Source organism: Cellulosilyticum sp., from assembly GCF_982396655.1.
Genome location: NZ_CEVXFV010000046.1, coordinates 21,707 through 32,555, shown reverse-complemented (window position 1 = coordinate 32,555; position 10,849 = coordinate 21,707). Strand labels below are relative to the sequence as shown.

Below are 10,849 nucleotides of genomic sequence, written 5' to 3'. Positions count from 1 at the left end.
CATTGCCTTAAGAAAGAGCTATTAATCAGTTTACACAAAATTTTATACAGGCTCCATATAATAGTTTATGTATTGTTAAGCTAGCTTCTTTTAGAAGCTAGCTATTTTGTTTTTTGCGGACTAATGTATCAATATCATTTTTCCAGTATAGTCTTACGCGGTTAATGGTTTTGATTGGAGTTATTTTTCCTTTACTTACAAGTTCATCTAAATATTGTCTAGAGCAATTGAGCATACCAGTTGCTTCAGCCGTTGTGATGATTTCATTACATATAAAATTTACTAAATGGTCTTTGTCCTCAAAAGTATACTTCATTTTATACTCCCCCTCACCAATTTCACCAACGTAAAGCATATACTTATATAATATTTGAAGTAATAAATTTACATTGGTAAGTAGAATAGCTTAGTTACTAGTAAATGACGAATAAATTATATTTGCTAGTAAACTTATTTACTATTGTAAAGTAAATGCATAAAATTAGCAACAATAATTAATAATTGAAATAAAAAAAATAAAAAATTTAGAAATATAGAGAGCGGAAAGCTTTATGTTAAAAGCCTTTATCCTTTATGCTTTATCCTTTATGATAAAAGAAAACTTTTCACTTTCTTCATATGTGTGTTTTATAATGGGAGAAACATAAAGTTTGAGCCGCTGTGGAAAGGAATGAGTAGGATGAATGTATTAGTAATAGAAGATGAAGAAAGAGTTGCAGACATCATGACAAAATATCTAGAGAAGGAAGGCTATAAGGTCTATACTTGTTATACTGGTAAAAGTGGTCTAGATGTATTTTTTGCAAATAAAATAGATGTTGTACTATTAGATTTAATGCTTCCAGATATTCAAGGGGAAGAGATTTGTCAAGAAATGCGAAAGGTTTCTAATGTGCATATCTTTATGATTACAGCAAGGGGAACCTTGGATAGTAAGATAGAAGGATTTAATTTAGGTGCAGATGAGTACTTAGTTAAGCCGGTAAGCCCGAGAGAAGTGGTGGCAAGAGTAAAGGCTCTGGAAATTCGTAAACAACGTGAAGATAATAAAGAAGTATTAATTTTTGATAAAGGACACTTTAAAATTTATCTACAAGAGCGTAGCGTACAAATTAACAATGAAGAAGTAATGTTAACACCAAATGAGTTTGACCTTCTATATGAGTTAGCATCTTCACCGGGTCGTGTATTTACTAGAGATCAGCTCATTGAAGCCGTTATGGGAATAGACTTTGATGGATTTGACCGTACCATTGATGTGCATATCAAGAATCTAAGAAAGAAGATTGAAACAGATACAAAGAATCCACGTTATATTAAAACAGTAACAGGTATCGGTTACAAATTTGAAGGCGAACATGCATGATATCCATTAGAAAGCAGTTATTTGCAATCTTCTTAAGCATAGGATGTATTATGGTACTAAGTACATCCCTTATTGTAAATGTCACTATTCAGCGTAGTTTTCAGATGTATATTCAAAATAATATCAGCTATGCCAGTGACATGCTTGTAGATGTATTGGAAAAACTTTACGAAGAAGATAAATGGCAGCAGAATTTAGGCCAAAAGCTGATGCTTGAAAATTATATGGGCATGGGAAACTTCTCAGTGGCAGTTCTTTCCCCTAGCAAAGAATTTATTTGGGGCACAACTCAAAATGAACTTATTGAGCAGATTAGGCAAAAGAGTCAAAATCATATTGCTGTAAGAAATGGCTTATATTGTTTTGAAGACCGCCCTTTACATGATGAAGACGGTAAGTTGATTGGCTATGCTAGAATTGGTTATTATCCATCGGCAACCTTGAATGTAAATGATATTAAATTTAAAAATGATATTAATATGAGTATTGTTTGGTGCTGTAGTATGATTTTAATGTGCTTTATTTTTGCAGGGTTATACTTATCAAGATTATTTACGTATCATATATATGGAATCAGCAAAACATCGATTGCATTAGCAGATGGTAAACTAAATGCAAGGTATCCACTAAAGAGTAAAATTAAAGAAATTGAAACCTTAAGACATAGTATGAATTATTTAGGGGAGAAGCTAGAAAAGCAAGATACAATTCGTAAGAAACTTATTTCAGATGTTTCCCATGAGATTCGTACACCACTTCATATTCTACAAAGTAATTTAGAAGCCATGATTGATGGTATTTATCCAATTGATGAAGAGCAAATGAATATGCTCTATAAAGAGGTAGTACGATTTGGTAAGCTTTTAAATAACTTAGATTTACTTAAGAATATTGAAGACAATGAAACCGCTAAGGACTTTAAACTCATTAATTTAAATGAAAGTATTAGAGAGGTATTTGATGCCTTTAAGATTGTGGCGAAGGAAAAGAAGATTAATTATCATATAAAATCAAGTGAAACAGATAATGTGATGATTATGGCAGACAAAGATGGTATGAAACAGCTTTGGATGAATGTACTTTCAAATGCCTTTAAGTTTACTGGAGATAGAGGGGAAATCAAAATCACAACCAGCTTGAAAGAAAATAAGGAATGTGAAATTGTCATTGAAGATACAGGGATTGGTATTGATGAAGAAGACTTACCTTATGTATTTGAAAGAATGTATAGAGGAGATAAGAGCCGCGAACAATATGAAGGTAGCGGCATAGGGCTCACAATGGTTAAGAACATTGTAGAATCACATAAGGGCAAAGTACGTATCGAAAGTGAAAAAGATAAATTTACACGTGTCATTGTGACACTTCCTGTAAATATGATGATGTTACAGCCTAATAATATTAGTAGTAAAATGAAAAGTTACATGAAATTAGGCAATAAGAATTAAATAGGATTTTATAAGAGCTTAAGCTTTATTTACAAAAGGCTTAAGCTTTGATAAAATGAAGAAAATTTACAAAAATAGATTAAATGCTTAAGGTATTAAATACTTAAGTATTAAAGGAGAAAGATTATGTTTGGAACAAAAGATCCTTATTTATTATTAAGTTTAGTAAATACTAAATTAAGAGATGAAGCACCTTCACTAGATGAACTTTGTAGAACTTATGATGTAGATAAGGAGTCTATCAAAGAACGTTTAGCGAAAGTTGGTTATAGCTATAGCAAGGAAAATAATCAATTCGTTACGAAATAGGAAGTATGAGATAGGAAGTCTTAATGAGTTAAAAACGAGAGGACGGAAAATATGAGCTTTGAAGAAAATCTAAGAAAATATGCAAAATTAGTTGTAGAAGTAGGTGTAAATATTCAAAAAGACCAACTTCTATTGATTAGAACACCACTAGAAGGGGCATGCTTTGCAAGAGAGATGGTAAAATGCGCTTACGAAGCAGGTGCGAAACGTGTCTTTGTAGACTATAGTGATGAAGAGATTACTAAATTAACCTATATGCATGCTACAGAAGAGACATTGTCTGAATATCCAACATGGATGGCACAAGAGATGAATGAACTTGCTGAAGGCAATGCGGCATTTATTACAATCAGTGCAGGCAATCCAGATTTACTGAAGGATGTGCCTACAAGCAAGATTTCTGCAATGCAAAAAAGTAGTGGGAAAGCTTTAGAGACTTTTAGAAAATATATCGGTAACTCAGATGTATGCTGGTGTGTTGTTTCTATGCCAACACCAGCTTGGAGCCAAAAAGTATTCCCTGATAAGTCAAAAGAAGAAGCTGAAAGTTTATTATGGGACCGCATCTTTGCCGCAACGCGTATTTATGAAGAGGACCCAGTAGCTGCTTGGAAAGCACATACTGATTTCTTAGCAGATAAATGTGCTTATTTAAATAACAAGAAAATAAAAACATTACATTATACAGCACCAGGAACAGATTTAACAGTAGAGCTTGCTAAAAATCATATCTGGCAAGGTGGTGGAGAAGATAGTACAAAAGGCACTTATTTCGTAGCCAATATGCCAACAGAAGAAGTCTTTACTATGCCATATAAATATGGTGTCAATGGGGTACTTGCTTCTACAAAACCACTTGTATATGGTGGTAATATGATTGATGAATTTACACTTACTTTTAAAGATGGCAAGATTGTAGATTGCAAAGCAAAAGTAGGAGAAGAAATGCTTAAAGAGCTTATTGCAACAGATGAAGGCTCACATTACTTAGGCGAGGTTGCTATTGTACCTCATAGCTCACCTGTTTCAGCTACAAATACAGTATTCTTCAATACTTTATTTGATGAAAATGCTTCTTGTCACTTTGCAATTGGTAGTGCTTATACAACGAATATCGTTGGGGGTGCCCAAATGAGCAAAGAAGAACTTGAAAAAGCAGGTGCAAATACTTCAATTACGCATAATGATTTTATGGTAGGAAGCAATAAGTTAACAATTGAAGCAACGACTGAGTCAGGAGAAACATTTACAGTTTTAAAAGAGGGTGAATGGGCGTTTTAAAACGTTTAATAGAAATGTTAAATTAATACTTTGAATATTATAAAAATAAGGTACAATAGAAGTATCAAACAAATTGGAGGTATTGGGATGGGATTTTTTAAAAAGCAATTTTTAGATTCAATTCAATGGTTAGATGAAAGTAGTAATACCCTTGTATATATGTTTCCAATGGAAGATCAAGAAATTCAAAGCGGTGCACAACTTACGGTAAGACCAGGGCAAGTGGCTATCTTTGTAGATCAAGGCCAAATTGCCGACGTCTTTGGACCAGGTATGTATGAATTAACAACAGCTAATTTACCACTGCTTGCAGACCTTAAACACTGGAGCTTTGGTTTTAAATCACCATTTAAGTCAGATGTTTATTTCTTAAATATGAAAGATTTCCTTGATAATAAATGGGGGACAAATAATCCAGTATGGATTCCAGATTCTCAGTATGGGCAAGTACAAGTGCGTGCACATGGTACGTATGCTTTTAAAATTGAAAACCCAGTTGTATTCTTTACACAAGTAGCAGGTACAAAATCACGTTATACTTTAGAGAATATTCGTGAGCAATTAAGAAGCTTTATTATTACCAAATTTGCAGATATTATTGGTAGTTTAAATATAACAGTTGTTCAAATGGCAGCCAACTACATTGAAATTGGTGAAGCACTTCAAGATGCAGTTGCTGATTCTTTCAAAGCATTAGGTTTAACGCTCACACACTTTACAATTAGCAATATTGGGCTTCCAGAGGAAATTGAAAAGACACTTAAAGATGTAACAAGTATGAATATGTTAGGTAGCATTCAAAGTGAAAAGCTTAGTAAGATTCAAATTCTTAAACAGCTTGATATTATGGAACAGGCTACTAAAAATCCAGGTATGAATGGCATGGCACAAAGTGGTATGGGACTTGGTATGGGCATGCAAATGGCTAAAAACTTTTCAGATAATATGAACCAAATGAATCATACAGCATCTCAAAATGCCACTGCACCAACTGCTGGCATGATGACTTGCGGTAAATGCGGCCACAGTATTCCTCAAGGCTCTAAATTCTGCCCAGAGTGTGGCAATAAAGTAGAAGCAGCAGAAAGTAAGAAATTCTGTACACAGTGCGGTACAGTTGCAGCACCAGGTGCTAAATTCTGTGTACAATGTGGTAATAAGTTTTAACAGCTTTAAGAAAATAAAATAGTATATATAAAAAACTGTGGGGCTCTGGGTTCTGCAGTTTTTTTGATTATAGAGACTTATAGTTGCTTGTGCTATAAAAAATAATATATATAAAAGCAATATATCAAAAAGTAATATATTAAAAAGTAATATATAAGGAGGCTGTTTTCTTCTAAAAATGAATAGGCAAGTTATTAAGAACATAGTACAATAAATTTATAGTAGCAATATAGTTGAGAAATAAGGCTAATTATAAGAACAAGGAGATAACTATGAAAATTTGTATATTAGATGCAAGAACATTAGGCAGTGATATTGATATCAGTAAGCTTCATACATTAGGAGAACTTACAGTTTATGAAACAACACGCCCTGAAGAAGTAGCAGAGCGTGTAAAAGATGCAGAAATCATTCTTACAAATAAAGTTGTATTAAATGAAAGTAATCTGAAGGATGCCCAAAGTGTAAAAATGATTGGGCTATTGGCAACTGGCTATAATAATGTGGATACAGCCTATGCGAGTGAAAGAGGGATTTGCGTATGTAATGTGGCAGGTTATTCTACAAAGAGTGTGGCACAACATACGTTTTCAATGCTCTTTTATCTAATTAGTCATATGGCAAAATATGATCATTATGTAAAATCTAAAGAATATGCAGGAAGTGAAATCTTTACAAATTTAGAGTGGCCTTTCTGGGAAATTGCAAATAAGACATTTGGTATTATTGGGCTTGGTGCAATAGGTAGAGAAGTGGCTAAGATTGCGACAGCCTTTGGTGTAAATGTAGTATACTATTCAACATCAGGGAAAAATAATAATCCAGAGTATACACAAGTAGATTTAGAAACTTTATTAACAACAAGTGATGTGGTTGCAGTGCATGCACCATTTAATGAAAAAACAAATGGGCTTATTAACTATGACGCATTAAAGCTTATGAAAAAAACAGCTATTTTAATTAATGTAGGTCGTGGTAAAATTGTTGTTGAATCAGATTTAGCAAGAGCCTTAAATGAAGGTGAAATAGCGGGTGCAGCACTGGATGTATTAGAGAAGGAGCCTATTGAAGCTATGAATCCGCTATATAGTGTAGAAGACCCATCTAAGCTTATTATTACGCCACATATTGCGTGGGCAAGCGTAGAAGCGAGAAAAACGCTTGTAGAAGAGGTTGCTAAAAACATTCAAAGTTATCAAGCCGGCGAGCCAAGAAATAAAGTCAATTAACTAATTAAACAATAGGTGCTTTAGCGTTGAACGTATAGTTATAGAGAATTTATATAACATTAAAAGGAGCGAACTTATGTTTAAAAGCAAACAAAAAAAGAGGTTTTCTAAAAAATATGAAGAGGCATTTGAAGGTGGAAAAATAGTAATTACTGTAGATACTCAAACGGGTGTAAATTATATTTCTACAGTAGGCCTCGGTGCAACAAGTTTTTTACCGCTTCTAGATGAAAATGGAAATATTGTTATAGATAAATAACATAGCTTGATTTCAAAATATAAGATAACAAATTTATAAATGTAAAATCTATAGAACACGCCTTTAAAAAGCTTTAGAGCATTTTAAGGTGTGTTTTTATATGGGGATCATTAAGTGAGAGATGTATAGTAGGTGGATATTTCTTGTAATTTAGCCTCTAATATGGAAGTTGTTTGAAGAAAGTGTTATCATAAGGTAGGGAGAAATAAAATATAAATAGATAGAGAAATAAAGATGAGATAAAGACTTTAGGACATAGAAGGCAAATTTATAAATTACATAGTAGGAGTAAGAAATGAAAATTAAATTTTTATTGGGTGTTACACTTATAAGTGTAGCTTTAGTAGGATGTGGTCAAAGTAGTAGTATGGAAAATACATCACAAGTAACGCAAAAGGTAGATGTAGATGTAGCGATACAAAATGTAAGTTTAAATTTAAATACACTGCCAGACACATTGGACCCACAGTTTAATCATGAAGGAGAAGGAACCCTTGTAATCAATCATTTATATGAAGGGCTTATGCGTCAAGTAGGTGATGAATTTGTGAATGGGATTGCACAGTCTTATACAGTTTCTGAAGATGGTCTTATATATACTTTTAATTTGAGGGATGGGCAGTGGTCTGATGGAACAGAAATAACAGCTAGTGATTTTGAATATGCTTGGCGAAGAGGCGCAGATCCGTTAACAGGTGGCAGTCATTTAGGTGATTATGAAGCAGCTAAAATAAAAAATGCAGGAGCTATTGCTAGAGGAGAAATGTCTTCAGCTAGTTTAGGTGTTTTAGCATTGGACACTAAGGTGTTAGAGGTGAGTTTAGAAGAACCTAATGAGGCTTTTTTAGATTATATGACCTTAGAAAGCTTTATGCCACTGCGTGAGGAGATTGTTGATGGCGCTGAGAAATGGGATAGAGAAAATGTAATAAGCAATGGGCCTTTCAAATTAGCAGCTTTTAATGAGCAAGGAATTACACTTGAGAGAAATGAAAATTACTGGAATGCTAAGAATGTTAATCTACAGCGAGTTGATATGAAAGTAGTTGGCGAGGCTTCTGCGGCAGAAAGTAAATATTTAGAAAATGAGCTTGATATACTTATTTCAAATATTAATTGTACGGATGCAAAAAATATCGTTTTAACACCACCAGTAATTACAGCAGAAGAAGGAAATGAAGAAGTAATAGAAGAAGTTGTAGAAGAAGCAATAGAAGAAGGAAAACAAAGTGATAAGCAGCAGTTAGATGAGGAGATTAATACGCCAAGTGCTGAAGAGCAGCCAGAAGATACGCAAATAGTAGAAGATGAACAGATTAATGCGGCGAGTCAAGGTGGCCTATTAGTCCATAGCTGGATTGGCGGTTGGCGTACTAATTTACAAGGCCTTTTATGGCTTGGTAATGCTTATGTAGAAGAACATCAATAAATTTAAGGTATAATATGCATAAAAGTTTGGCATAATGAAACAATATGAAGAGAAAATAGCCGTCTCAAACTTGAGACGGCTATTTTTAGTTGTTACTGCTTATTTTGTTGCTGACCCTTTGTAGCTTTCAAACACTTTTTGAACAATTGTTCCGCCGATTTTACCAGCTTCACGAGCTGTAATATCTCCATTGTAACCTTGTTTTAAAGGTACTCCAACTTCTTTTGCAACTTCGTATTTCATTGTTTCAAAAGCTTTTTTGTTTGACATGTTAATTGCCCCCTGTAGGTCGATTTTTAGTAACTGCATGGTTTAAAATAAATACTTAATAAGTTAAGGTATTTATTTTTTTGCGGTTACTATGTTATTAATATGTGCAAATTCAAGTTTCTTATTCTGGTAGTTTTATCCTAATTCATAAGAATAACAAACATGAATTAATTTGTGCTTGTTATTCAAAAATAGAGAGAAAATGTCGCTTGAATATATTGATGATGAATTTTTCTGATAAATGTTTTATACTAAAGTAAGTTTATAAAGGTAACAAGACTAAAATGAAGTTGTTTTAGTAGTGCGACTTTGAAAAGCAGAAAGGCTATGAAGATTGGTATGTGCAGAAGGAGGTAAAAAAATGAACCAACAAATAAAAGTGTGTGCAGTGCAAATGGCAAGTCGGGCAGGAGAAGTGGGGTATAACCTACAAAAAGCCAAAGAGCTTATTTTAGAAGCAAAATCGCAAGGAGCCGAACTTGTACTATTGCCAGAGCTTTTTGATGTAGGATATGATCTAGAAGTTGTAAAACACTTGGCATATGAGACAGAGGCGACTTTAGGCGTTCTGAAAGACTTATGTAAAAGTTTAGAAATATACCTTATAGCGGGTGTGTATGAAAATACTTCAGAAGGAAAGTTTAATACGGCTTATGTTATAGATTCTACAGGATGTGAGATAGCTAAGTATCGTAAGAACAAACTTTTTTGTTTAAGCATAGAAAATGAAATTTTTACCCCAGGAGAAGAACTTTGTACTGTAGAAATTAAAGGCATCAAGTTTGGAATTATGATTTGTTATGATATTCGCTTCCCAGAGTTAGGACGAAGATATATAGATAAAGGTTGTGAAGCGCTAGCTGTAGTTTCAGCCTTTCCATTTCCACGGGTAGAACATTGGAAAACATTGCTTAAGGCGCGTGCCATAGAAAATCAGCTTTATGTCATAGCTTCAAATCGTGTAGGCAAAAATGCCACCTTCTGGTTTCATGGCAGAAGCTGTATTATAGACCCATGGGGAACGATGCTTCAAGAGGCTAATGAAACGGATGAAACCTTTGCTATGGCGACTATTACAAAAGAGAAGGTAAGTACGGTAAGAAATTTACTTCCATCACTCAAGGATAGATAAATACAGTAGCACTCAGCAAATCTAAAATGCTTGCTGAGTGCTACTTGCATGTTTATTTCTAAAATGAATAAGACAGAAAAGCTTGTTTATTTGCTATGAGAAATTAACCAGCTTACTAAGTTAATATTTTCATCTAAATAAGTAAGTTGTGGCACGTCAAAATGAGTTGCGCCATCAAATACTGTTACCTGAGCATTACTGCCTTTTTGATTTAAAATTTCTATAATATTGATAGATGATGTAGGCTCAACAATGGTATCATCTGATCCTACAAATGCCCAGACTGGAAGAGTAGATAGTATGTTGATATTATCACGATTTATTCTAATACTACCACTTAATGGCGCAATACAAGAAAATAAATCTGGATAAGCGAGTGCTGTTCCCCAAACACCAGTACCGCCCATACTATGACCAGTTAAGCTAATTTTATTAGTATCAATGTTGTATGTATTACATGTATAATCAATTAACTCTTTAAGAGAAACAGAAATATCCGTCCATCCCTTTTGAGTTGATGGAAGTTGTGGCATCACAATATAAGCTGGTATATTTTCTAGAACACCATCTTGAACATATTGTGGAAAACCATCAGTACCTGTAAGTAAATCTAAATCCTCACCTTTTCCACTACCGCCATGAAGATATATGATTAAAGGCATGTTGGCAGTAGCATTTTTAGGTGTATAGAGTAAATAATTGAAACTTTCTAACTCAGATGTCTGAAGACTTTGCTTTTCAAGTGTAGCAGTTGATTTAGCTTGATTTAAGTTAGAGATACTAGGATGTAGATTAATATTTTCTGAGATAGTTTGTGCTGATATTGGTGCAATTGCAAGTCCCGCTATTAAAAATAAGCTGAGAAATTTTGATTTTGTATTCATATAATTATCCTCCCAATTAACATAATATACTTAATACGTCTACATTATATACATGTATTCAGAAGCGTGTCAATG

12 protein-coding genes are annotated in these 10,849 nt (G+C 33.6%); 9 read left to right on the top strand and 3 right to left on the bottom strand.

Features of this window, described 5'->3' with window-relative positions; translation table 11 throughout:
* Positions 1–97: 97 nt before the first annotated feature.
* Positions 98–316, bottom strand: coding sequence for a helix-turn-helix transcriptional regulator (locus AC1VAQ_RS16150; protein WP_302597011.1), 219 nt, complete (start codon positions 314–316; stop codon positions 98–100).
* A 363-nt stretch (positions 317–679) separates the two neighbouring features.
* Between AC1VAQ_RS16150 and AC1VAQ_RS16145 the strand changes: the two genes are divergently transcribed.
* The 8 genes from AC1VAQ_RS16145 to AC1VAQ_RS16110 all read left to right on the top strand — a co-directional run bounded on the left by AC1VAQ_RS16145 (position 680) and on the right by AC1VAQ_RS16110 (position 8,488).
* Positions 680–1,366: a response regulator transcription factor gene (locus AC1VAQ_RS16145; protein WP_302597010.1), complete on the top strand. Its 687-nt coding sequence runs from the start codon at positions 680–682 to the stop codon at positions 1,364–1,366.
* On the top strand, positions 1,363–2,814 hold the full coding sequence (locus tag AC1VAQ_RS16140; protein WP_302597009.1) for a sensor histidine kinase: 1,452 nt from the start codon (positions 1,363–1,365) through the stop codon (positions 2,812–2,814). The genes AC1VAQ_RS16145 and AC1VAQ_RS16140 overlap by 4 nt, the downstream gene beginning before the upstream one ends.
* Positions 2,815–2,940: 126 nt before the next feature.
* On the top strand, positions 2,941–3,123 hold the full coding sequence (locus AC1VAQ_RS16135) for a DUF4250 domain-containing protein (protein ID WP_302597008.1): 183 nt from the start codon (positions 2,941–2,943) through the stop codon (positions 3,121–3,123).
* Between the two features lie 51 nt (positions 3,124–3,174).
* Positions 3,175–4,404 (top strand): aminopeptidase, encoded by a 1,230-nt coding sequence (locus AC1VAQ_RS16130; RefSeq protein WP_302597007.1) that lies wholly within the window; start codon positions 3,175–3,177, stop codon positions 4,402–4,404.
* Between the two features lie 87 nt (positions 4,405–4,491).
* Complete coding sequence (locus tag AC1VAQ_RS16125; protein ID WP_302597006.1) at positions 4,492–5,571, top strand: SPFH domain-containing protein; 1,080 nt, start codon at positions 4,492–4,494, stop codon at positions 5,569–5,571.
* Positions 5,572–5,843: 272 nt separating this feature from the next.
* A complete protein-coding gene (locus tag AC1VAQ_RS16120) occupies positions 5,844–6,800 on the top strand; it encodes a D-2-hydroxyacid dehydrogenase (protein ID WP_479904184.1) in 957 nt (318 codons plus the stop codon).
* Between the two features lie 76 nt (positions 6,801–6,876).
* Positions 6,877–7,059 (top strand): DUF6440 family protein, encoded by a 183-nt coding sequence (locus tag AC1VAQ_RS16115; RefSeq protein WP_302597004.1) that lies wholly within the window; start codon positions 6,877–6,879, stop codon positions 7,057–7,059.
* A 295-nt stretch (positions 7,060–7,354) separates the two neighbouring features.
* Positions 7,355–8,488 (top strand): peptide ABC transporter substrate-binding protein, encoded by a 1,134-nt coding sequence (locus AC1VAQ_RS16110; protein ID WP_303244289.1) that lies wholly within the window; start codon positions 7,355–7,357, stop codon positions 8,486–8,488.
* Between the two features lie 99 nt (positions 8,489–8,587).
* Here AC1VAQ_RS16110 and AC1VAQ_RS16105 read toward each other — a convergent pair whose 3' ends face one another.
* On the bottom strand, positions 8,588–8,758 hold the full coding sequence (locus AC1VAQ_RS16105) for an alpha/beta-type small acid-soluble spore protein (protein ID WP_302597002.1): 171 nt from the start codon (positions 8,756–8,758) through the stop codon (positions 8,588–8,590).
* A 361-nt stretch (positions 8,759–9,119) separates the two neighbouring features.
* On the opposite strand from AC1VAQ_RS16105, the gene AC1VAQ_RS16100 reads away from it, so the two are divergent.
* The gene (locus tag AC1VAQ_RS16100) at positions 9,120–9,890 is read left to right on the top strand and encodes a nitrilase-related carbon-nitrogen hydrolase (RefSeq protein ID WP_302597001.1); all 771 of its coding nucleotides are present in this window, start codon (positions 9,120–9,122) and stop codon (positions 9,888–9,890) included.
* A gap of 86 nt (positions 9,891–9,976) precedes the next feature.
* Here the strand turns inward: AC1VAQ_RS16100 and AC1VAQ_RS16095 are convergent, their stop codons facing one another.
* A complete protein-coding gene (locus tag AC1VAQ_RS16095; RefSeq protein ID WP_479904183.1) occupies positions 9,977–10,774 on the bottom strand; it encodes a carboxylesterase family protein in 798 nt (265 codons plus the stop codon).
* Positions 10,775–10,849 lie beyond the last annotated feature (75 nt).

What these genes read in the sequence shown, in the direction of transcription:
- AC1VAQ_RS16150 (WP_302597011.1), bottom strand. Translation starts at nt 316, where the DNA reads ATGAAGTATACTTTTGAGGACAAAGACCATTTAGTAAATTTTATATGT.
- AC1VAQ_RS16145 (WP_302597010.1), top strand. Translation starts at nt 680, where the DNA reads ATGAATGTATTAGTAATAGAAGATGAAGAAAGAGTTGCAGACATCATG.
- AC1VAQ_RS16140 (WP_302597009.1), top strand. Translation starts at nt 1,363, where the DNA reads ATGATATCCATTAGAAAGCAGTTATTTGCAATCTTCTTAAGCATAGGA.
- AC1VAQ_RS16135 (WP_302597008.1), top strand. Translation starts at nt 2,941, where the DNA reads ATGTTTGGAACAAAAGATCCTTATTTATTATTAAGTTTAGTAAATACT.
- AC1VAQ_RS16130 (WP_302597007.1), top strand. Translation starts at nt 3,175, where the DNA reads ATGAGCTTTGAAGAAAATCTAAGAAAATATGCAAAATTAGTTGTAGAA.
- AC1VAQ_RS16125 (WP_302597006.1), top strand. Translation starts at nt 4,492, where the DNA reads ATGGGATTTTTTAAAAAGCAATTTTTAGATTCAATTCAATGGTTAGAT.
- AC1VAQ_RS16120 (WP_479904184.1), top strand. Translation starts at nt 5,844, where the DNA reads ATGAAAATTTGTATATTAGATGCAAGAACATTAGGCAGTGATATTGAT.
- AC1VAQ_RS16115 (WP_302597004.1), top strand. Translation starts at nt 6,877, where the DNA reads ATGTTTAAAAGCAAACAAAAAAAGAGGTTTTCTAAAAAATATGAAGAG.
- AC1VAQ_RS16110 (WP_303244289.1), top strand. Translation starts at nt 7,355, where the DNA reads ATGAAAATTAAATTTTTATTGGGTGTTACACTTATAAGTGTAGCTTTA.
- AC1VAQ_RS16105 (WP_302597002.1), bottom strand. Translation starts at nt 8,758, where the DNA reads ATGTCAAACAAAAAAGCTTTTGAAACAATGAAATACGAAGTTGCAAAA.
- AC1VAQ_RS16100 (WP_302597001.1), top strand. Translation starts at nt 9,120, where the DNA reads ATGAACCAACAAATAAAAGTGTGTGCAGTGCAAATGGCAAGTCGGGCA.
- AC1VAQ_RS16095 (WP_479904183.1), bottom strand. Translation starts at nt 10,774, where the DNA reads ATGAATACAAAATCAAAATTTCTCAGCTTATTTTTAATAGCGGGACTT.